The organism is Exiguobacterium sp. USCH10 (genome assembly GCF_037619445.1).
GTDB lineage: Bacteria > Bacillota > Bacilli > Exiguobacteriales > Exiguobacteriaceae > Exiguobacterium > Exiguobacterium aestuarii_A.
Genome location: NZ_JAQPZO010000011.1, coordinates 29,952 through 53,059, shown reverse-complemented (window position 1 = coordinate 53,059; position 23,108 = coordinate 29,952). Strand labels below are relative to the sequence as shown.

Below are 23,108 nucleotides of genomic sequence, written 5' to 3'. Positions count from 1 at the left end.
ACCAAGAGGACGCTCTCTTTGAGCGTCCTACCGGTTTACGCATGTACCGTTTCAAGTTGTGCCATGACATCCTCGACCGTCGTCGCCTCTTGAAGATGACGGCGAAACTCATCATCGATGAGACGCCGGCTCAAGAGGGCGAGCATCCGTAAATGTTCGTCCCCTTCCGCCGCCTCTGGGACCCCAATCATGAAAATCAGCTTGGCCGGTTCCCCGTCGAGACTGTCCCACTCGATGCCGTTCCGTGCTTTTGCGAACGCAATGACAGGACGTTTGACAGCATCCGTTTTTCCGTGTGGAATGGCGACTTCGAAGCCGATCCCGGTCGAACTGAGCGCTTCCCGACGCTCCAACGCCTCCAAGTACGACAACCGGTCGTTCAAATAGCCGGCACCTTCCAATTTACGCGTCAACACATCGAACGCTTCTTCCCGTGAAGTGACATCCAAATCCAGTTCGATCAGTGACGTTTCCATGTAATCCATCAGTTTCATCTCAATCTCTCCCTTAGCTGACTTGTTTCAAGGTTTCTGATTTTGTATTTTTCCGCTGGGCACGCTCTTTCAAGAAGATGGTCGTGAACGCCGTAATGAGCGAACCGATGAGTACCGACACGAAGAACATGATGACGTTGTCGACAGCACCGAGTACCGCCACGACCGGTCCCCCGTGAGGAACGTTGTTCGTCACACCGACCGTGATGGCGATGGCCGCACCGACCATGGCTCCGATCATATTGGCCGGGATGACACGCAGTGGGTCACCAGCCGCGAACGGGATGGCCCCTTCCGTGATACCGACTAGCCCCATCATGAAGGCTGCCTTTCCTGCCTCTTGCTCTTCTTTCACGAATAGTTTTTTACGAAGGAATGTCGCGATGCCCATCCCGAGCGGCGGAATACAGATGGCGACCGCGATCGCCCCCATGATGCCTGTCTGTCCTTCGGCAATCATCGATGCGCCGAATAGGAAGGCGACCTTGTTGACCGGTCCTCCCATATCGAAGGCAATCATGGCACCAAGCAACAGACCGAGCACGATCTTACTTGATCCTTCCATTCCTTGAAGCATGGTTGTCAAACCGTCCATGAGTCCGGCGATTGGTGCGCCGACGACGAAGATGAAGAGTGCCGCGATCGCGACCATGCTGACGATTGGAATGACGAGAATCGGCATGATCGGCTGAATCATCTGTGGAACTTTCCACGTCTTGATCCAACGGACGAGATATCCAGCTGCGAAACCTGCCAAGATTCCACCGAGGAACCCGGCCCCTGCTTCTGACCCATAAAAGCTACCATTCGCCGCGATGTATCCACCGACGATACCCGGTGCGAGTGCCGGACGGTCAGCGATGGCATAGGCGATATACCCTGCGAGAATCGGTACCATGAACATGAAGGAAGCGGCCCCGACATCTAACACCTTCTGCCAGACCGAACCTTCCGGGATGGCTAACCCGTTCGCGGTCGGTTCCCCCCCGATAGCGAGCGCCAAGGCGATCAATAGACCTCCGACTACAACGAACGGGATCATATGACTCACACCGTTCATGAGCGCTCGATAGACGATGTTCCCGTCTTTTTCTTTCTTGACGTCCTTCGTTGCTCCTTTTTGAATCGGAGCGGTCTTGACGCGTTCAATCAGTTCTGCCGGTTGCTTGATTGCTTCAGCGACCGGGACAACGACGATGCGCTTCCCAGCGAAACGGTCCAAGTCGACCGCCTTGTCTGCGGCGATGATGACACCGTCCGCTTCTTTGATTTCCTGTTCGGTCAATCCGTTCTCAATCCCGATTGACCCGTGCGTTTCCACTTTTACGTCATGTCCGAGCTCCGCACCTGTCTTTGACAACTTTTCAGCGGCCATGTACGTATGGGCGATACCGACCGGACAAGCGGTGATGGCAACAATCTTCATAGTGGTTTCCCCTTTCAAATGGAATGGATCCGTGCTTGGCTACATGTATACTTTACTCGAATATGAAAGGGGTTTCAGATAACGTTTTGCCGTTGACTACGGCAACAGCAAATCACGGAAGGCACGCGGATCTCTCGACTCGACTAATTCTCGGACGAGCTTTGGATTTTCCGTCAATGCGGCAATCTCCTCGAACAGATGGGTCGAGAAGGTTTGGTCCGAATCTCGGAATTGAAGGAGAAAGATGAGACGGACCTGTTCGTCCCCCCAGGCGATCGGCGTCCGCGACACGAGAACGTCGATTCGGTTCGTCGTCGCGAGCTCAGGATCCCCGTGGGGAATGGCGACACTCTGCCCAATCGAGGTCGAGCCGTTCCGTTCACGATTGTATACGCTTTCAGAATAGCGTTCGTCAATATGTGCCGTTTCCATCAATACGTGTAAGGCATGACCGCGTGACAGGACGTCATCGACAAATTGAACGTGTCCGACGAGTGAGGCGATGGTCGCGTATGTGTTCCCGTTCACCCCGATCAGCTGTCTCAATTGGTGCACGTCCTGCTCGGTCAAAACGGCGGATACGACATGGACCGGAATTTCCCGTTCTCCGAGCTGGACCGTCGATACGATCAAGTCAGGCTGATGCCGTTCGATCTGTTTCTCGAGCTCACGCAGCGACGAATACCCGACGATGTGAATGGCGTCGTGAAACTGGTTGTGGAGTCGTGCCGCAATCAATTTACTCGTCCCCATCCCGTATGTACAGACGAGTAGGATCCGTTTCTTCTCCTGACGGCGACGTTCTTCGAGCATTGTCTGGAAATGGAGCGTCAAGAATCCGACTTCATCTTCCGTGACATACAGGTCGAGCTCGCTCTCTAAAATCGAGGCATGTCGCAAGACAGCCGCGTAGGTGGCCGTGAAGCGACGTTTGATTTGATCGAGGAGCGGGTTTTCGACATAGGCCTTGATCAGTTGGCGATATACCATCGGCCGGATGTGGGCGAGGAGCGACCGATATAACTCCCGCTGTAAGGCACCCCCATAAATTGTCCCGTTCACGGCGAGGGCGAACCGGTTGGCGGCTCGTGCGACTTCTGGCGTCACATGGTCTTCGGACGGATTGAACTCTTGCGCGCCCGATAGTGCCAGCATGAAATAAGCCCTCTCTTCTGCCGGGATCTTCATACCGAGTGATTGTTCCAACGTATCCATCCGGCGCATCAGTGTATCAAACCCGCGTGTCGCACGTGCCATCTCGAGCCCTGATGGTGATAAGGTCACGTAGGCGCGGCGTCGCATCCGTTTGAGCGACGCGAGCAGGCGTGCCTGCAAGAGTTCGGATGCCGTATCGGAATATTGTTTGTCGACCTCTCGTTCCCAATCCGTCAGGAACGTTTCGATGAGTCTTACGTCTTGCGCGTGTGCCTGAGGGGAACGCGTCTTTACCAAGAGCTGGGTCAACCATTCCCGCCTGACGAGTTCTTCCCCATCGATGCGACAATGTCGGCGATCAAATGTGAGGGGTGCGTCCTTCAGCCTCTGTTCGAGTGTATCGATGTCTTGTTTGACCGTCGCCTCACTGATATAGAAGGTGCTGGCGATCGCGGCAGGTGACGTGATCTCATCAAACAAGAGTCGGATGAGGATTTGTTCGACGCGTCCCTCGTCGTGCGCCGTCTCCTGCTTCGGGACGTAATGGTTCTCAAGGAGCCGCACCCCTTTCCCCCGACTCGTCTCGATCTGCACATCGGACAGTTTCTCGAGCGCACGCAGTTCGGTCCGGACCGTTCGTTCCGAGCAATGGAGCGCCCATGCGATATCCTTCGTCGACATCCATTCTTTATGTTGTAATAACGCGAGTAACTTTTGCTGTCGTTCCGTCATCATGCATTCCACCTTTGACAGTTTTCCACCAAAAGCATAGCACAAGTATTTCAGACGCCAAGAGATTTCTTTGACGATTTGAATCTCAAGGACGAGTCATGCCTAATCCATTTTTCTTGACTTCTCGTCGTTTAAAACATAAAAAACGCAAGAACAGGAGGGGATTGTACCTCCATATTCTTGCGTATATCGATTGGCTTACGCCGTATGTTTTGCAACTTTCACGAAGATTAAAAACAGATCGTTGAATTCTCACCAAAACTGGTCATTCGTATCATCTCTCTGGTTAATACAACGCCAGCAGGAAAGAAACGCTATTCCTCCCGCCTAGCGACCGCCCTTATCACACATAAGCCCAGGGGATATCTCCGATAACATTGGGAGTAAGGTGACAGAGGCGATAAGCATTGGTGTAACAACGACAGAAAGGAGAAGAATAGCGTTTATACTCGCTCTAACCTAGGAATACGAAAGAGCGCTCGGAAAAGAATCGACGATGAAAACCATTGACGAACAAATTACAGAATGGGAGCCGATGATCCATTACGTCATCCGCCACTTGAACATCCACCCGAACGAGCAGGACGACTGTGTCCAAATTGCCCGCATCGCCTTATGGGAAGCCTTGAACCGGGGGTGTACGCTATCGAAGACGTACTGCTTCCAGCGCATACGCGGGGCGATTCTGAACCATCAGCAAAAGAACGCACGGCACTTGAAACATGAGGTCGCAGCCGAACGGCTCCCTGAGCAATGCATGACATCCGAGCGTCATCTGTTTGACTGGCTCGACGAACAACGAAAGAACCTAACCCCACGCCACTTCGAACTTCTCTGTCACCTGATTGACGGCACAGAACAGACGCTCGACTACTCCGCAAGCCGATTGCGCGCGTATAAGGCGGACGTTCAACGTGAGTTGCGAGAAGAGTTGTATTCGAAGGAGTGAACAACATGGAACCGATTCAAATCAAAGAAGCGATCACGCGTTACTTGGAAGATGTAGAGATGCGGCAACAACGCTCCCCTGAGACGGTGAAGACGTATCGAAACACGTTACGTCGATTCGAGCAGATGATGCAGCAGTCGAATGTGGTGTATCTGAAGGACGTGGATGAAACTGACCACGCGTTCCCTTATCGAGACAAACTAGTAGATGAAGAGCTTGCGTCCAACACGATTAAAAAATATGTGAGTGTACTCAAGTCGTTTATGTCCTACTCGGTCAAACGAGGATGGATTTCACTTAATCCGTTCGTATTCGTCAACGTACCCGGTGCCGAAGCAAAACGGCAATCCATCATTTTAAGTCGGGAACAAGTCAATCAACTGCTGCATCATGCGCACAATGCGACATTGTATAACATCTTTTTAATTGGCTGCGATGCCGGTTTCCGAATCAGTGAGACGTTAGATTTAAAACTCGAGGATGTATCGTTTGAGTCGAACGACATCATCATTCGACATGGGAAGGGGAATAAAATGCGGGAAGTGCCGATGACCGAACGTATCCGAAAATCGTTGGAGCGCTATATTCAGGTCGAGCGGCCAAAATCAGACAAGGACTCGCGATACTTGTTCATCATGCCAAGCGGCAGAAAAGTCCGTGGAAACTATGTGAATGAATATCTCCTAGAAGTATCAGAGGAGCAACTCGGATTCGGAATCACGAGCCACGTCCTCCGTCACAGCTTCGCAACGGAGCTCTATAACGCCGATGTCAAAGTCACAAAGATCAGTCGATTACTCGGTCATGCTTCGACCGAGACGACCGAGTTGTACTTGCACATCTCGAAAGAACAAAATCAAGAAACGATTGAAGTGTTGAATGCGAAGAATCGGGAGGTGAGTAAATATGTGAAGAAGCAGAAGTAATCTTTTAAATGAATAAATGTGTAGGGCAGTTTCAGTAGCTGCCCTCACATTATTATTTTGTTTGCTCCGTTAACGCAATGCTCTCTTCAAAATCCCTTACATTATATTTATGCGGATATACTGACAACTCTTTAGCATATGCGAAATCACCAAACAGTTTATTGAGAGTCATACTACGATTGACCAAAGGTTTAATAAACGGATTGAAAATGCTTATTTCTCGAACACGGTGATCATGAACTTTACCGATAGTTGATACTAAAACAGACGTACATACATACTCATTGTTTTGCGGATGGAATGTTCCCCTGTCTCCATGAAGGATAACTAATGCCAAAAACTCACATAGATTATCGATATGAATCATACTTCGCTGATTTTGATAACTTGGAAAGAACGGAATTTTTCTCGCCAACTGTGCAAGCTTCACATAATTTCCTTTAGATCCCTTCCCATAAATCATAGGTGGTCGAATGTTGGCCACTATGAATTTATCATCCTCGAGAAGCGCAAGCTTTTTCTCCGCCTGAAGTTTACTGTTTCCATAAAAGTTTGTCGGATTTGGCGCTGTATCCTGAGTAATCATTTGTGCATTAGAGGCATCTCCGTATACAATCATGCTGCTCATAAACACAAATTGGTGAACACCTTCGTCTTTAGCCTTTTTTGCAATCGTTTCTGTTAAATCGGTATTCACTTGATAATAAAGGTCTTCCATACTTTGATCTGTCGAAACATGGGCAATTCCTGCAACATGTAGTAAGGTGTCGTATTCTTCAAATGAGCGTTGCTCCCATTCTCCGTTCCTTGTTCCCACTGCATCTACCTGAATTTCCGAAGAATAGTTTTCAATAACCCATTTTCTAAACGAATTTCCAACGTAACTATTCGCACCTGTAATCAGTACTTTTTTCAATATACGCTCTCCTCCTTATAAACAAAAACAGCATAAGATATTCTCCTATGCCGTCTTGTTATCAATCTCGACTATATAAGTCTCGTGTATACACTTTCTCTACCACGTCTTCAAGTTCCGGATGAAGTCGATTCGTAACAATGATGTCAGCCGTCTCCTTGAACTTTTCGAAATCATTAATGACGGGTGAGTTGTAGAATGTGTCCTCTTTTAAAACAGGTTCATATACGACAACTTCGACTCCTTTCGCCTTAATACGCTTCATAATCCCTTGGATTGAAGATGCACGGAAATTGTCCGAATCTGTTTTCATCGTCAAACGATAGACTCCAACACGTTTTGGATTTTGTTTCAAAATTGATTCTGCCACAAAATCTTTACGTGTACGGTTTGCATCAACAATTGCACTAATGATGTTGTTTGGCACATCTTCGTAGTTAGCAAGAAGTTGCTTCGTATCTTTCGGTAAACAATACCCACCATAACCAAACGAAGGATTATTGTAGTGAGAACCAATTCGTGGATCAAGACCAACGCCCTCGATAATTTGTTTCGAATTCAAACCTCGAACTTCAGCATAAGTATCCAATTCATTAAAGAATGCAACGCGCATCGCCAAATAAGTGTTCGAGAATAACTTAATCGCTTCCGCTTCAGTCGAGTCAGTTAACAGTACTTCAATATCTTTTTTAATTGCAGCGTCTTTTAATAAGTTTGCAAAGACTTCAGCACGCTCTGACTGCTCACCAACCACAATACGTGAGGGATAGAGATTGTCATGTAACGCTTGACCTTCACGCAAGAACTCTGGAGAGAAGATGATGTTTTCAGTATCAAACTTCGCTTTGACTTCCTCCGTATAACCTACAGGAACAGTTGATTTAATGACCATGATGGCTTCCGGATTAATTGCAAGAACAGTCGCAATTACACTTTCCACGGTACGGGTATTGAAATAATTACGCTCTGGATCATAATCTGTCGGTGTTGCGATGACAACGTATTCCGCATCTTTAAAAGCAGTCAAATTATCGGTAGTTGCGACTAGACTTAATTGTTTATTTTGTAAATAGTTCTCAATGTCCGCATCGACGATTGGAGATTTTCTTGAATTAATCATATTAACTTTATCTTCTAGTATGTCTAAAGCAATTACTTTGTTATGTTGAGCAAGTAATATTGACATCGATAAACCTACGTAACCAGTCCCCACTATTGTAACATTATACATTTTACTCACTCACCTTTTTATAATTATAGATGATTAATGATTTATATAAACTGTAGTTAATAAAAATATAAGTAGTTATTAACAAAATATTCAAAACAATAACTAAATGATTAAAATATGACGAATTAAAGATTATAAACAACAAAATATATACGAATTCTTTCCATGAATAATGGATCTGATATTTAAATTTATTTCTTAATCTTTCATTAAGAAATATAGAATTGCTCAAATGTAGAATAATATAAATAAAAAGTGACACTTTAATATTTTGAGAAACAAGAAATATTAAAGAAAATCCAAGAATAAGATGAATTAAGCTATTGAATAATATTTCTTTAAGTGCTCCTTCTTTTTTATAACAGTTAAGAATTAATAGATTATATCTTATTTGGATTAAAATTATTGGAAATATCAAATATAAATATTCCATTATTTCAATGTATTTTAAGAAAAAAATAGGTATTAAGAACTTAATTATCATATAAAAAAACACTAAAACAGGAAATAAGGATGAAATAAGTCTTGAGGTCATATCCAGATACTTATGAGTTAAGCTATCACTCACTTTAGAAATTGATTGAAAGAAAATAACTGACGCTGAAGACAAAACTTGAACTATAACTAGAATTAATGAAAAGGCGAATGATAACAAAGCAAAACTTTTAATATCTTCTTTATAAGAAAAAATCACTCTCGGATAATTAATCAGTAAATTTGAAATTAATAAAAGCAACATTAGTATAATGCCACTCTTAATTAACTGAAAACTCTCAAAAATATTAATTAATTCTAACTTAATATTCTTTGAGAAATATGAAATGTTTGTTATAAAACTTTTTAATGATAAAATAATTTTTATACCTAAAAATAGAGCAATTACGTTACTAACATGTAATTGTTCACTAATATAAAGTATAAATATACCAATTAAAAATAGTAGTTTATCTAACATTAGTAGTAATGAATACTCTTTAAATTGAGAAGTTACTTGAGACAAATGAAGAAAAAAACCATATGAATTAAAAAAAACTAATGTGAAACTCAAAAACCTAATGATTGTTGTTTCATAACTTGAAGAACCAAATAGGAACGAAAGAAAAAATATAAACATGCCCCCAAAAGTATTTAAGGCAACAACCAGTAAAAGTGTAGATTTTACACTTTTTTTATTTAATGATTTTCTCGTTGATCCAGAATACTTTAAATGAAAACCATCTGTAATTCCAAATGTAAATAGTCCAAGAAACGAAGCATAAAGATAATACATTTGCCAGTATCCATATTCTGTTACAGTAAGTGTTTGAGGCAATATTGTGAATGTAAAAATACTAATCAGCAATCCAGATGAGTTTGAAAGAAATACATAAATATAATTTTTCATTTAAAAATTACCTTTTTCATTGAGTCTTATATCATTTTTGTTTTTTTAATTTGGAAAATAGGAAAACAAAATTCCACATCCAAAATGAAACAAATAAGTTAGGAGTCTGCATTACTTGATTATTTGCGGGAGAATATATAAAAATCATTACGTACAAAGGAAGAAGAATCAAAGAAATTAAATTTTTATTTGATAAAAATTCTTTCCATACAATCGAAAAACAAAGTCCAAGTAAAAACATAATCGGAATTACCCCAAAATATGACCAATCATTTGCTAACCATAGATATAAACTATGCCAATTGACTTGCTGATCCCATCCTATCTCCGATAATTTGTAAACGTAGGAGTTCTCCCAAATCTTCTCTCCAATAATCCCCTTTAAATTTTCATAAAGGAAAAGAGAGGACCCCATACCTAATGTCGAATCAAATGAAAATTGAAAACTCATCGAAATAGCATAATACCCTTGTGTTAAATATGCAGAAATAGCAATAATAAAAAAGTGCCAACTTTCAGGAAGAAACTTAAAAAATAGACTACTTTCATTAATAGGTACATCATACAACAAAGCATTATAGTTCATCCCAATCCGTGAACCGATTGCGCTATTAAAGTAAACTAATGCTAAAACTCCAAAAAATATCAAAATCATAATTCTAGAAGAGATTTTTCGAAAGTCTAATTTACTATCAAATGCCTTCTTGATATAAATTGTTAAAATGACAGTTACAAAAATGATTACCAAATCTATTAATCCTTTGTTAGTGCCAATTGAAATCCATTTAATAATCTCAATAATAATCGCGAGAACCACTAGTAATTTAGTAGTAAGTTTAAGTCGATTCCAATATAATATCGAAACCGGTGTACTAGCCCAAAATAAAGGCGAAAGAATAACATAAATTTTAGGAAATACTCCTCCTCCGATTGAGGATATAGAAGTATTTGAGAATTTATTAAAATATTGTTCTCCTGGATTAACAATTCCAGAGAACGCTTGTTCGTACATATACATGAAAGAAATAAAATTACCGCCGGTATTTCTAATAATATAAACTACATTAAACAATATACTTGCAACCAAAATATACTTTAACCAATTTATCAAGAATTTTTCAGTAATAATATTTTTGCTTTGTTTAGTAGTATTTACACTATATATTCCTGTAAGAAAGCCAAAATTTAATGCGGTTAAATATACTAGTATAAATATTGATGTAAAATATTTATAATTATCCGAAAAATTCCAGGGACCCAATAAATAAACAAGTAATGTGAATAATATATATATATTCACAATCAATATGGGGGACAATATTAAAGTTTTTCTTTTATTCAAAATAATAAAACACTCCACTTCACGTGAAATTATATTTTTTTTAACATCTCAATAATTTTTTGAGTCTGTTTTTTTGGATTTTTATTTACTTTAACCCATTCGCGTGATTTCTTTCCAAAAGTCACTCTATAATCATTTTTCATTTCAATTGCTCTTTTTAATGTATTCACCATTCCTTCTATAGAATCATTTTCAAAATAGATTAAATAATCATTATAATCATTTGGGATACCACTGAGTCTAGTTGTAATTAATGGTGTTCCAGACAACATATTTTCTAAAGTTTTAGAAGGAAATGAATATTTAGTATACTCTTCTTTAACAGGTCTAGGATTTACTAAAAAGCTTACTTCAGTTTGTTTTTTCAACACTTCCGATCTACTTAACAATCCGCCGAAATTGATATTATTAGAGTTCGACACAATATTTTTAATACTCTCTTCAGAATCACCTGTGCCGTATATATAAAGCTCTATATTATGATTGTCACCTGCAGCAATTTTAAATGCTTCTATGAAATCTAGTATTCCTACCTTTTTATTTAATGAACCAGCATACATAAATCTAATCTTCTTATCTATATTTTTTTTAGAGTAAACACTTTCTGAGAAGTTTGTATTAGGATTTATCATTCCTTCAACAATACAATACTTTGAATTATCTACAGTTATTATCTCTTTCATATACTTTGTTAAAAATACAAAAGCATCAAATTTTCCTATTATCCCCATTGTTATACGACTTGAGAGCGAATATATTTTTTCAATTATATTCTTATTTTTTTTATAAGAGAAATAATCACTCGGAAAATCCGGAATAATTTGGATTATATCTATTTTTAAAATTTTCTTCATTAAAATTGCAGCACTGACAAAAGGTAAGTACGGCCAGTTGATTAAAATTTTCAAATCCTTATTATTTTTTTGTATATTAATAACTATTAAAGCATACACAAAAACACATAATTGTTTAATAATCGGAATATTTACTACAGGAATATAATTTACATTCTTTTCATCGTTAAACTGCCTAAGTTTATTTAAATTAATAAAGATTTTTTTTGATTTAGGATATGCAGGAACAGGTGGTAAAGACAATGATAATACATCTACTCCATTACTTTTTATACCTTCATAAACTACGCGATCAAAAATTCGCTGAGGATTTTTTTGGGGTCTCAACAATATATTTTCTTCAATAATTTTGTAATGAGTATCTGACATTCCAAAATTAAAATAGATAATTTTCATTTTCGCCCTCGCTTTTGAATTTCAAATTGTATATTTGCTATTTTAAACATAATATAAGGTAAGAAATAATATAGTAATGTCATTTTTGAATCAGATTTTATATTTATATTTTTATAAATTAGTTCATTGACCTTATAGGCAAAAATAGCTGTTTTAGGTAAGCCATTTTTTAATTTTTCATTAGATTGGATTTCTAACCAACTTAAATGTCTGAAATTTATTTGAACATCAGGTCTAAAACCTGCGTTATTCCCTCGAATTCTAAATCTACTTAAAGGTTGATTTAGAAATCCTAAATTTTCTTTTACAGCTATGCCCCTAAAGAATTCAATATCTTGTCCATATCTTCTATTCTCAGGAAAAGATATTTCATTTTCCCTTAAAAACTTATTTTCTATCATAAAACTTGAGGTTTGTCCTTTAAAACTAAGATAAGTAGCAAGTAAGACATTTCCCTCACAATTTTTCGGAACAATCTCTTTAAAGTCCAAGGTTTCATTTTCCCTAAACATTTTATAAGAATGATGGGACCACTTGTAATTTTTACGGACCATATAATCTAATTGAACTTGTACTTTAGTAGGCAGCCACTTATCATCAGAGTCTAGAAAAGCAACATATTCTCCAGTCGCATTTTCTAATCCTACATTTCTAGCTGAAGCAGGCCCTCCATTAAGTTTATTTAACACTACTATTCTATGATCCATAGATTTTATATCTGATAAATCGTATTTAGATCCATCATTAACTATTATTATCTCTATATTTTTATACGTCTGTTCGATTACGGATAATATAGCTTCTTTTAGCCAATCTAAATGATTATAAAACGGTATAATCACACTTACTTTGATATTAGAATTACACATATTTCTTCCAAACCTGACTATTAATATAATCAGTATATGAAACAATTATTTTTAGTACCTTTTCAGATACATTCTCTTTCGAATAATCATTTACAAGCTTTATTTCCTGCTTATGTGATGCTTCTAAGATTTTCAATCCTTGCAGAATTCGTTCTTTTCCTACTCCAGCCATCATCACTGTGCCTTCCTCCATAGCTTCAGGTCTTTCATGAGCTTCTCGAATATTAAGAGCTTTGAGTCGTAAAATTGAAGACTCTTCGCTGATTGTTCCACTATCACTAAGAACTGCCCTTGCATTAATTTGAAGGTTATTATAGTCAATAAATCCAAGTGGTTTTAGTAATTGAATATTTTCATTAAATTTCACTTGTTTCTCGTCTATCATTTTCCTAGTACGAGGATGCGTACTTAAGACAACTGGAAAATTATATAATTCTGCAATTGAATTTAATGACTCCATTAAATTAATAAAGTTTTTTTCTGAGCCTATATTTTCTTCTCTGTGAGCAGAAACTAAAAAATATTTGTCTTTAGATAAATTTAGTCGTGATAATACATCTGAATTTTCAATTTCCGTTCGCTTTGATTCAAGAACTTCATACATAGGGCTTCCTGTTTTAATAATACGATCCGCTGGTAAACCTTCTCTTAATAAGTACTCTCTTGCAATGCTACTATATGTTAAGTTGATATCTGCAATATGATCCACAATTTTACGATTCGTTTCCTCAGGAACACGTTGATCGAAACAACGATTTCCAGCTTCCATATGAAAAATTGGGATTTTCCGTTTCTTCGCTGCAATAGCGCATAAACAGCTATTTGTATCTCCTAAAATCAATACTGCTTCAGGTTGTTCTTTTTCTAAAATCGGGTCAATCGCAATTAAAATATGACCAATGGTTTCCGTAGCTGTTCCATTCGCTGCATTTAAAAAGTAATCAGGTTTTCTTAAATTGAAATCTTCAAAAAATACTTCATTTAATTCATAATCATAGTTCTGTCCTGTATGAACTAACACATGCTCAATTGCCTCTGACTCTTCAAGTCGATTAATTGTCGCAGATAAACGAATGATTTCTGGTCTTGTTCCTACAATCGTCATAACTTTTAACTTCTTCATTTATGTCTTAAACCTCCAAGTAATATGTATCTGGTCGATTTGAATCAAATGGTTCATTTACCCACATTAATGTGACCATATCTTGATTCCCTAAATTTTCGATATTGTGTGTATAGCCCACTGGAATATCAACCACCTCTAGCTTTTCTCCACTTACAAAATATTCAACAACTTCAGCTGAATCGATTTTTCTAAATCGAATGACTCCCTGTCCACTGACCACAAGAAATTTTTCATTTTTCGTGTGATGCCAATGGTTCCCTTTCGTAATGCCTGGTTTCGAAATATTGACGGATACCTGCCCTCGATCTGGAGTGCGCATGAATTCCGTAAATGAACCTCTTTCATCCTTATGCATCTTCAATTCATACGAAAAATCTCGCTCAGGTAAATAACTTAAATAAGTACTATATAACTTCTTTACCAATTCATCATCCTGTTGGACGATAGATAAATCGTGCCTCGATTCTTTGAAAGACGTTAACAAATCGACCAAACGTCCAAGTGTTAGATCATACGTCGGTGATACATTGTAGAAATCTTCCACAGAGTTTCGATTATTCACACTCAGTATAGAAATCAAGCTCACAATCACATCGTCTATATAGGCAACGCTCAACGTTGTCGATTCATCATTCACCTGAATAGGAATATCATGAGAAATGTTATGACAAAACGTAGCGATTACACTATTGTAATTCGGTTTGCACCATTTACCAAAAAGATTCGGGAACCGATAAATCATTACTTCTACGTTATTTTCTTGCCCATACGTTCTAACTGCTCTTTCTGCCTCACGTTTGCTTTCTCCATATGGATTAGATAATTCAGCCTGAGTTGAAGAGGCAAACATGATTGGCGGCTTAGTAGTACGCTTTGAAAGAAATGTTATTAGTTTTTCTGTGAAATCTTGGTTCCCTGACTTAAACTCCGCATCCTCTTTAGGTCGATTTACACCTGCTATGTGAAATACAAAATCAGCTTTCTGTGTATACGAGAGTAGTTCTTCTTCTGTAGTGTTACGATTGCAAAGCATCAAGTGCGTATAGCCTTGATTCTTTAATTCAGCAACTAAATTTTTACCGACAAACCCATTTGAACCCGTAATTAAAATATTCATACATTGATCCGCTTCTCGAGTTCGTTCCGTACGTAATCCAATGTCAACAATCGCTGCTTAATCTCCTCAATTGAAAGACGCTCTGTATTGTTTGAATTATATTCAGTCTCTTGAGTAAGCTGTTCGTCTCCTTCACTGAAATACTTATCATAGTTTAGATCACGTGTATCTGCAGGGACTCTATAGAACCCTCCTAAATCTTCCGCTACAATATGCTCTTCTCGAGTCAATAAAGTTTCAAAAGCTTTCTCCCCGTGACGCGTACCAATTACTTTGATTTCATTATCAGCTTCAAATAATTCTTTTAAAGCTAGCGCTAAATCTCCTACAGTTGATGCTGGAGATTTTTGAACCATAATATCTCCCGCCGCTGCATTGTTAAACGCGAACACAACAAGCTCTACGGCTTCTTCTAAACTCATTAAGAAACGGGTCATATTGGGATCAGTTACCGTAAGTGGTTCACCATTCTTAATTTGCTCAATAAATAGCGGAATGACTGAGCCACGAGAAGCCATAACGTTTCCATAGCGAGTCCCGCAAATTAAAGTTTGCGTCGCATCAATCGTTCTAGACTTCGCAACAAATACTTTTTCCATCATTGCTTTTGAAATCCCCATTGCATTGATTGGGTATGCTGCTTTATCAGTCGAAAGACAAATTACTTTTTTGACACCTACTTCAATTGCGGCATTCAACACATTTTCTGTTCCGAGTACATTCGTCTTTACCGCTTCTAATGGGAAAAACTCACACGATGGTACTTGCTTCAATGCAGCAGCGTGAAAAACGTAATCTACACCATACATTGCATTTTTCACACTATTTTGATCGCGTACATCACCGATATAAAATTTCAATTTGTCACTATGATATTTCTTACGCATATCTTCTTGTTTTTTCTCATCACGTGAAAAAATACGGATTTCTTTAATATCTGTCTCCAAAAAACGCTCCATTACCGCGTTTCCGAATGATCCTGTACCGCCCGTAATCAATAAAGTTTTATTTTCGAACATATTTTTTCTCCTCCAGTTTTGTATCTATTTCTGTAAAATCTATTTTTTCGAAATACACATCCATCTTCTGCATCAACTTATCTTTATTAAAAAAACGATGGGCATAATCACTTGCATTATCCCGATAAACTTTTAATTGTTCCTCATTCGTTTCTAATAACTTTTGAATACATTTCAACTGTAAAGTCGTATCTTTTAATGGAGCTATTAATCCCGCATTAGCTTCTTCAATAATTGATTTTGACTCACCACTAACAAGTCCTAAAATAGGCATACCGACAGACAGATAGGTTTGTAATTTTGCAGGAATTGTCATATCAAACAATGGATCCGGCGCAAGTGATAATAACGCTACGTCATGCGACTGTAAAATCTTTGGTACTTGTTCTGAAGGAACACGTCCTAAAAATGTGAACATATGAGTAACATCACATTCGTTAATTTGATTGATTAAATTTTGCTTAAATCTACCTTCCCCAACAAGAGTAAAGTGAACTTTATGATCTAATTCTAATTTTTTCAACGCTTTTGCTAGAGTTACCAATTGACCCAGACCTTGTGCCTCTCCAATATTGCCTGTAAATATAATTGAAAGTTCATCACTTGTTTTTTTCTTATACGTTGCTTCACATGGCACGTCTTCAGCATATTGTGGCCAATATGTCACCTTATCCTGATCTACACCTCTATCAATAATGGCATTAACAAAACTTTTTGAAGTAGTAAAAATGCGACTACAATTTAAATAGATGTAGTCAACCATCTTTCCAATAGAACCAAGAACTTTCTGCGATTTAATACCAGTAACAATCTCTACATTTTCTGGCCATAAATCCTGGACGTAAATCGAACATGGAATCTTTTTTCGTTTGGCAAACCAAACCCCTGGTAATGCTTGAGTCATCGGAGATACCTCAAAAATAAAGACATGATCTGGATTAAGTTTTGAAAACAATGACCATATATATCCCGAGACCACAAATGATAAATAATTTAAAACTAACCCTATCTTCGATTGACCACGAGGAAATATTGGTAATCGAATAATCTGAACACCCTGATAGTTTTCAATTCTTTTTTTTGTTATGCTGTAACCCTCATAAAATTTACCTTCTGGATAATTTGGGATTCCTGTAATTACAGTCACTTTATATCCCTTCTCAACCCAGGACTTACAAATATCATTTATTCTAAATGTTTCAGGAAAGAAATATTGACTAATAACAAGAATATGCCTCTTCATTTTTGATTCTGCTCTTTTGTAGTAGCAACTTCTTTACTCATCATCCCTGTCCCGCCTTCAACGACCCCATGACTTTTCATTACACTAAAGATTGTTCCGATAAAACATCGGACATCCATCCAAAATGTCATTTTCTTAATGTACTCTCCGTCTAATTGAGCTTTATATTCAATTGGTAGTTCATCGCGACCGTTGATTTGCGCCCAACCTGTCAATCCCGGAAGCACGCTATTTGCTTGATATTTTTCTCGTTCTTCAACCAAATCATATTGATTCCACAACGCCGGACGTGGTCCGATGATCGCCATCTCGCCTTTTAAAATATTGATGATTTGTGGTAACTCATCCAGACTTGTTTTGCGTAAGAACTTACCAATTTTCGTGATGTATTGATCTGGATCAGCAAGGAGATGCGTTGGTGTATCTTTAGGTGTATCAATTCGCATCGTACGGAATTTTAAAATATTGAAGTAAGATTGATGAATTCCAACACGCTTTTGTTTAAAGAAGATTGGTCCTTTTGATTCAAGTTTAATCATAGCCATAATTCCGATAAATAAAGGCGATAAGACAATTAAACCAATTAACGCTAAAGTAAAATCTATTTTTCGTTTTTGTTCAATGTATGTCATTGTTCACTCTCCATAGGTTAAACCATTTCTTTATAGTCAGCTGTTTGTTGTTGTTCAAATCGGTCGAGACAATCATTCGCCCAGTTTACAAGGTATAAGCTAAGTGCCTCGTCCGTCATCAATTGATTCATATTTTCTAATTTTCCATCTAGATCTGGCTCTTCAGTAACAATTCCTGTGAAAATTTTCGGATAGACGGCTTCTGGATGAACTTCGCCTTCCTTCAACAATTCCTCATACATCTTCTCGCCAGGACGAATTCCACTAAATTGGATTGCAATTTGTTCTTCCGTGAAGCCGCTCAGTTGAATCATATTACGTGCTAAGTCGACAATCTTCACTGGTTCCCCCATATCCAAGACGAACACTTCTCCACCGTTTGCGAGCGTACCCGCTTGAATGACGAGTCGACTCGCTTCTGGAATCGTCATGAAATAACGCGTCATGTCTGGATGCGTTACTGTCACTGGACCACCTTTCGCAATCTGGGACTTGAATAACGGAATCACCGACCCCCTGCTCCCTAGTACGTTACCGAAACGGACAATCGCATACTTCGTTTCACTTGATTTCGCTAGGTGTTGGACGACCATCTCGGCAATCCGTTTCGTCGAACCCATGACATTCGTCGGGTTGACGGCTTTATCCGTAGAAATCATGACAAAGCGTGCGGCACCATATTCATCAGCCATCTCCGCCACATTCTTCGTTCCATAAATATTGTTTTTCACCGCTTCATGCGGGTTTGCTTCCATTAACGGAACATGTTTATGTGCTGCAGCGTGGAAGACGAGATGTGGCGTATAGGTCATAAACACTTCTCGTAGACGTTCCACGTCTTGAATATCAGCAATGACTGGAATGAGTTCAGCTTCAATCTTCGCTTCACGTAGTTCACGTTCAATGAGATAAATACTATTCTCACCATGACCAAGCAATAACAATCGGTCAGGGTTGAACTTTAAGATTTGGCGACAGATTTCGGATCCAATCGATCCACCAGCACCTGTCACCAAAACCGTCTTCCCTTCGACCTCTGCCTGAATCCCTGTAATATCTAACTCGACCGGTTCGCGGCCGAGGAGGTCTTCGATGGATACTTCACGCATTTGATTGACCGAGATTTTCCCAGCTGCCACTTCTTCAATCATCGGGAGAGTATGGACGTTCGTACATACCTTTTTCGCACGTTGAATCAGTGTAACTCGTTCTTGATAACTCATCGAAGGAATCGCAAACACGATTTTATCGATGGCTTCATTCTCGACAACTTCTTCAAGTTGTTCGAGCGTCCCAAGCACTTTTACGTCGTTCACTGTTAATGTTTGAAGATGCTTATTGTCATCTATAAACCCAATCGGATTCATCCGATGACTGTCAGAATGCTTCATTTGACGCACTAACATTCGACCAGCTTGCCCGGCTCCGATGATGAGCGTTCGTTTCTCATCTTTTCTGCGTTTCATCTTCCGTCCACGCAATATGGACATCTGATCTTGCTTCCATGTCACATAAATTCGTGAACCGAGACGAATTCCACCTAACATGAGTAACGAGAGACAAAAACTTAAAAACAGCATGCGCTCCATCGCTTCACCGTAAACAGCGAATTGAAGTATGTATAAAAAAATCGTGCTAGAGGCAAGTGTCATCGCCAAACGAACAGCCTCCGTCATGCTGGCGAATCGCCAAGCGACTCGATACAGCCGACTGATGGCTGCCATGATGATGAAGATGGCACTATACGAAATAGCTGTTTCGATGAAATGATTGCGATCGATATTTTGAATAAATTCTAAAGGATATAAGAAAAAGTAGGAAACGAACATCGCTGATAGAATAGCAATGATATCTAAACTAACGAGCACCCCTGCACGTAACGATTTTCGACCTAAATCGGGTATCGACAATGCTTATCCCTCCTTTCACAAAGTAGTTTCTAATGTAGTTTGCTCTTCAACTAATTGCGTCATCATCTTCAGTACGTCTTCACGCAAGTCTGAGCGATTCAATGCAAACTCAAGCGTCGTCTGAATAAATCCTAGTTTTTCACCAACATCATAGCGCTTGCCACCAAATTCATAAGCGAATACGCGTTGCATCTCATTCAACCGAGTGATGGCATCTGTTAGCTGAATTTCGCCACCTGTACCAGCTTCTTGGGTCTCTAAATACTTGAAGATTTGAGGCGTGAATAAATAACGTCCGAGGATGGCCAAGTTTGATGGTTCAGTTCCCGGAGCTGGTTTCTCGATAAACGAAGCTACTTTATGTAAACCGCCCTCTAACGATTCTTGTGGGTCTACGATGCCATAACGATGTGTGACCTCACTTGGTACTGGTTGAACACCAATGATTGAACTCTCAGTTTTTTCGTATTGTTCAATTAGTTGACGTGTGCAAGGCACTTCAGCTTGAACGATATCATCTCCGAGCATGACGACAAATGGTTCATCTCCGACAAATGCCTTCGCCTGAAGCACGGCATGACCGAGTCCCATCGGCTTTGATTGACGAATGAAATGGATATTGATATTTGTCGTCTCTTCGACGAGTGCCAAAAATTCTGATTTCCCTTTTTCGATGAGTGTTTGCTCGAGTTCCGGCACCGAATCAAAGTGATCCTCAATCGCTCGCTTCCCTTTGCCCGTGACGATTAAAATATCTTCAATCCCCGAAGCGACTGCTTCTTCAATAATGTATTGGATGGTCGGCTTATCGACGATTGGTAACATCTCTTTTGGCATCGCCTTTGTCGCCGGTAAGAAACGTGTCCCCAGACCCGCTGCCGGGATGACTGCCTTTTTCACTTGTTTATGTACCATGATGCCCCTCCCATGAATGAATCTGTATGATTTAGATAATTATAGAAAAAGGATGCTTTTAACATCCTTACTAAAATATATTCTAAGGTTAACACTTTTGACCTAATGAAAAAACCAAGGAAAGGGAATTAAAACCTATTTTCGTTCGACAAGTGTCGACAAAAATCATAAGAGTCATTAATTGTCAATGTAATATGTAAAAATAGGGGAATCACTTCTTCCATTTCCCTCGCCAGTTCTTCGTCGGTAAGATCGGCGGATCCACGAAGACGAACTCGTCTTTCAAAATAGCCGCTGCGTTTTCGTTTAACGTTTCCCAGCGTTCCGCCCCTAGTTCTTCCGTCACCGTTTCTCTTGCGGCTTCCCAGTAAAACGTACGACGTCCTGTACTATGAGCATCCGAAGCAACGAGTTGACTCAAGCCATTTCGTAAAAAGACAAATGCAATCTCCTTCACATTTTGACCGAATTCCCCAGTTAGACTGCTTGTCGTCACTTGTGACAACGCGCCTGATGACACAAAGTCCATCAATCGTTTCGGATTGGTCGCCAGTTCTTTGTTCCGTTCTGGATGAGCGATGACCGGGGTATAGCCTTCCGTTTGCAACCGGAAGAACAGCTGCTCAGCATATGCCGGTACCGTATCGCTCGGAAATTCGACGAGGACGTAGCGTGACCCAGCGAGCGAAAGCGCCTCCCCGTCTTCTAACGCTTGTACGAGATCGCCGAACACACGGATCTCCTGACCCGGATAGATGTCGAGCTTAATCCCTTCTTGATGTAAAACGTTTTGAAGTGTTGCTGCGGCTTCTTGGACGTTCAAGTCTTCTGTCTCAAATTGAGGGTGAAACGCGTGGGGGGTGACCACGATTGCGGTCACCCCTTCCTCTACGGCGCGTCTCGCCATCTCGATTGTTTGTTCGACCGTTCCCGGACCGTCATCGACGGCCGGGAGAAGATGACAATGGATATCAATCATGGCGTGATTCTCCTTTTATTCGTACGCGTAGTAATAGTAGTAATCATCGCTGCCTTGTGGCTCGCGCTTGTTGAGGACGACTCCTAGGATGTGGGCATCCGCAAGGACCAATTGTTCTTTCGCTTTGACGACCATCTGACGGTCTGACTTGTCACAGCCGACGACGAGGACGACACCGTCCACTTTGCGTGCCAAGAGACGCGTATCTGCGACTTGCATCATTGGTGGTGCGTCCAAGATGATGACGTCATAATGTTCTTTCAACTCTTCAAGCGTGCGGTCCATCATTTTCGACGAGAGTAACTCAGACGGGTTCGGTGGGATTGGTCCTGCCGCCATCAATTCCAAGTTCTCGACTTGTGTCGAGTGGATGGCTTTATCAAGCGTCGTCTTCTTGGCGAGAACGGTCGAGAGACCGATCCCGTTCGAGAGACGGAACGTGAAGTGTGCCGTCGGACGGCGCATATCACAGTCCACCAACAAAACGCGCTTGCCTTGTTGGGCGTAAACAACGGCCAAGTTCGAGGCTGTCGTCGATTTACCTTCGCCTGACGAAGAAGATGTGATGACAACTGTCTGCAATTCATCATCCACCGCTGTAAACTCGAGGTTCGTCCGGATTGTCCGATATTGCTCTGAAATCGGTGACTTCGGTTTATGGACCGTGATCAAGTCACGACCTGTCTTATCATAATGAGCATGCTTTGATTTTTTCTTTCCAAACTTAAACACGGACTTCTTCCCCTTTCACGTTGGCTTGACGTTGTTGCTTCATCTCGACACGATCGATGACCGGGATCGATCCGAGTACCGGTAGTTCGAGAATCGTTTCGACATCTTGCTCAGTCTTGATGCGACGATCGAGCACGACTTTGAGGAATGCGATGGCGACTCCGATCATCATCCCAAGTACGGCTGCAATGGCTGTGTTGAGTAGGATGTTCGGTTTGACCGGGAACATCGGGACGTTCGCATCCGATAACACCTTTACGTTATCGACGTTCATCAATTCAGGTACTTCTTTTGAGAAGACGCGGCTAATCTCGTTGGCGATATCTGTCGCGATAACCGGACTCGTATGTTGGACGGCAATATTGATAACTTGTGAGTTTTGCTCACTATTTACGGTGATCAAGTTACTGATGCTGTCAGGTGCCCCGACTACATTTTCTTGGACTTGTTCAAGGATGGCTGGACTTTGAATGATGACACGATACGTGTTGACGAGCGTGACAGATGATTGAATCTGACTATTATCAATCATGTTGTTCTGAGATTCTTTCGGTGCGACGAGCACTTGCGTCGACGCCTCATACGTCGGGCTGATCACAAATGAGCTCACTAAAAAGGCAATGAGTGCTGCGAGGATGGTTAAACTTGCGATGAGCCACTTGCTCCGCTTCAAGATGGAGAACAATTCTCCAAGGGAAATCGTTTCTTCGTTCATGTTTTGTCCTTCTCTCCTTTGTTCCAGTAAATTCACTGCTGGAAAA

21 protein-coding genes are annotated in these 23,108 nt (G+C 40.4%); 2 read left to right on the top strand and 19 right to left on the bottom strand.

Annotated features, from left to right (window positions below; all coding sequences use genetic code 11):
• Positions 1–35: 35 nt before the first annotated feature.
• From PQI28_RS13410 to PQI28_RS13400, 3 genes are all read right to left on the bottom strand, one after another.
• Positions 36–494 carry a PTS sugar transporter subunit IIA gene (locus PQI28_RS13410; protein WP_214816677.1) on the bottom strand — a complete coding sequence of 153 codons (459 nt, stop codon included), beginning with the start codon at positions 492–494 and terminating at the stop codon, positions 36–38.
• Positions 495–507: 13 nt separating this feature from the next.
• Positions 508–1,920: a PTS fructose transporter subunit IIC gene (locus PQI28_RS13405; RefSeq protein ID WP_339963601.1), complete on the bottom strand. Its 1,413-nt coding sequence runs from the start codon at positions 1,918–1,920 to the stop codon at positions 508–510.
• A gap of 96 nt (positions 1,921–2,016) precedes the next feature.
• The gene (locus PQI28_RS13400; RefSeq protein WP_339963600.1) at positions 2,017–3,807 is read right to left on the bottom strand and encodes a BglG family transcription antiterminator; all 1,791 of its coding nucleotides are present in this window, start codon (positions 3,805–3,807) and stop codon (positions 2,017–2,019) included.
• A gap of 496 nt (positions 3,808–4,303) precedes the next feature.
• Here PQI28_RS13400 and PQI28_RS13395 point away from each other — a divergent pair, with 496 nt between their 5' ends.
• The gene (locus tag PQI28_RS13395; RefSeq protein WP_339963599.1) at positions 4,304–4,756 is read left to right on the top strand and encodes a sigma factor; all 453 of its coding nucleotides are present in this window, start codon (positions 4,304–4,306) and stop codon (positions 4,754–4,756) included.
• Between the two features lie 5 nt (positions 4,757–4,761).
• Positions 4,762–5,682, top strand: a complete 921-nt coding sequence (locus PQI28_RS13390) for a tyrosine-type recombinase/integrase (RefSeq protein ID WP_339963598.1) — start codon at positions 4,762–4,764, stop codon at positions 5,680–5,682.
• A gap of 52 nt (positions 5,683–5,734) precedes the next feature.
• On the opposite strand, the gene PQI28_RS13385 is transcribed toward PQI28_RS13390, so the two are convergent.
• The 16 genes from PQI28_RS13385 to PQI28_RS13310 all read right to left on the bottom strand — a co-directional run bounded on the left by PQI28_RS13385 (position 5,735) and on the right by PQI28_RS13310 (position 23,062).
• Positions 5,735–6,598 carry an NAD-dependent epimerase/dehydratase family protein gene (locus tag PQI28_RS13385; RefSeq protein ID WP_339963597.1) on the bottom strand — a complete coding sequence of 288 codons (864 nt, stop codon included), beginning with the start codon at positions 6,596–6,598 and terminating at the stop codon, positions 5,735–5,737.
• Between the two features lie 61 nt (positions 6,599–6,659).
• A complete protein-coding gene (locus PQI28_RS13380) occupies positions 6,660–7,829 on the bottom strand; it encodes a nucleotide sugar dehydrogenase (protein ID WP_339963596.1) in 1,170 nt (389 codons plus the stop codon).
• A 1-nt stretch (position 7,830) separates the two neighbouring features.
• On the bottom strand, positions 7,831–9,213 hold the full coding sequence (locus tag PQI28_RS13375) for a hypothetical protein (protein ID WP_339963595.1): 1,383 nt from the start codon (positions 9,211–9,213) through the stop codon (positions 7,831–7,833).
• Positions 9,214–9,244: 31 nt separating this feature from the next.
• Positions 9,245–10,555 carry a hypothetical protein gene (locus PQI28_RS13370; protein WP_339963594.1) on the bottom strand — a complete coding sequence of 437 codons (1,311 nt, stop codon included), beginning with the start codon at positions 10,553–10,555 and terminating at the stop codon, positions 9,245–9,247.
• A gap of 29 nt (positions 10,556–10,584) precedes the next feature.
• The gene (locus PQI28_RS13365; RefSeq protein WP_339963593.1) at positions 10,585–11,805 is read right to left on the bottom strand and encodes a glycosyltransferase; all 1,221 of its coding nucleotides are present in this window, start codon (positions 11,803–11,805) and stop codon (positions 10,585–10,587) included.
• Positions 11,802–12,674 (bottom strand): glycosyltransferase family 2 protein, encoded by an 873-nt coding sequence (locus tag PQI28_RS13360; protein ID WP_339963592.1) that lies wholly within the window; start codon positions 12,672–12,674, stop codon positions 11,802–11,804. Before PQI28_RS13360 ends, PQI28_RS13365 begins: the two co-directional genes overlap by 4 nt.
• Positions 12,667–13,797 (bottom strand): non-hydrolyzing UDP-N-acetylglucosamine 2-epimerase, encoded by a 1,131-nt coding sequence (wecB, locus tag PQI28_RS13355; RefSeq protein ID WP_339963591.1) that lies wholly within the window; start codon positions 13,795–13,797, stop codon positions 12,667–12,669. The genes PQI28_RS13360 and wecB overlap by 8 nt, the downstream gene beginning before the upstream one ends.
• A gap of 7 nt (positions 13,798–13,804) precedes the next feature.
• Positions 13,805–14,917 (bottom strand): polysaccharide biosynthesis C-terminal domain-containing protein, encoded by a 1,113-nt coding sequence (locus PQI28_RS13350; RefSeq protein ID WP_339963590.1) that lies wholly within the window; start codon positions 14,915–14,917, stop codon positions 13,805–13,807.
• Positions 14,914–15,936 (bottom strand): polysaccharide biosynthesis protein, encoded by a 1,023-nt coding sequence (locus PQI28_RS13345; protein WP_339963589.1) that lies wholly within the window; start codon positions 15,934–15,936, stop codon positions 14,914–14,916. The genes PQI28_RS13350 and PQI28_RS13345 overlap by 4 nt, the downstream gene beginning before the upstream one ends.
• Positions 15,923–17,179 (bottom strand): glycosyltransferase family 4 protein, encoded by a 1,257-nt coding sequence (locus PQI28_RS13340; RefSeq protein ID WP_339963588.1) that lies wholly within the window; start codon positions 17,177–17,179, stop codon positions 15,923–15,925. Before PQI28_RS13340 ends, PQI28_RS13345 begins: the two co-directional genes overlap by 14 nt.
• Positions 17,176–17,811 (bottom strand): sugar transferase, encoded by a 636-nt coding sequence (locus PQI28_RS13335; RefSeq protein WP_339963587.1) that lies wholly within the window; start codon positions 17,809–17,811, stop codon positions 17,176–17,178. Before PQI28_RS13335 ends, PQI28_RS13340 begins: the two co-directional genes overlap by 4 nt.
• A gap of 17 nt (positions 17,812–17,828) precedes the next feature.
• Positions 17,829–19,721, bottom strand: a complete 1,893-nt coding sequence (locus tag PQI28_RS13330; protein ID WP_339963586.1) for a polysaccharide biosynthesis protein — start codon at positions 19,719–19,721, stop codon at positions 17,829–17,831.
• Between the two features lie 15 nt (positions 19,722–19,736).
• A complete protein-coding gene (gene galU / locus PQI28_RS13325; protein WP_339963585.1) occupies positions 19,737–20,636 on the bottom strand; it encodes a UTP--glucose-1-phosphate uridylyltransferase GalU in 900 nt (299 codons plus the stop codon).
• Positions 20,637–20,847: 211 nt separating this feature from the next.
• On the bottom strand, positions 20,848–21,615 hold the full coding sequence (locus tag PQI28_RS13320) for a tyrosine-protein phosphatase (RefSeq protein ID WP_339963584.1): 768 nt from the start codon (positions 21,613–21,615) through the stop codon (positions 20,848–20,850).
• Between the two features lie 15 nt (positions 21,616–21,630).
• Entirely contained in the window at positions 21,631–22,347 is a 717-nt protein-coding gene (locus PQI28_RS13315; RefSeq protein WP_339963583.1) for a CpsD/CapB family tyrosine-protein kinase, read from the bottom strand.
• Positions 22,340–23,062, bottom strand: coding sequence for a YveK family protein (locus tag PQI28_RS13310; RefSeq protein WP_339963582.1), 723 nt, complete (start codon positions 23,060–23,062; stop codon positions 22,340–22,342). The genes PQI28_RS13315 and PQI28_RS13310 overlap by 8 nt, the downstream gene beginning before the upstream one ends.
• Positions 23,063–23,108: the final 46 nt, after the last annotated feature.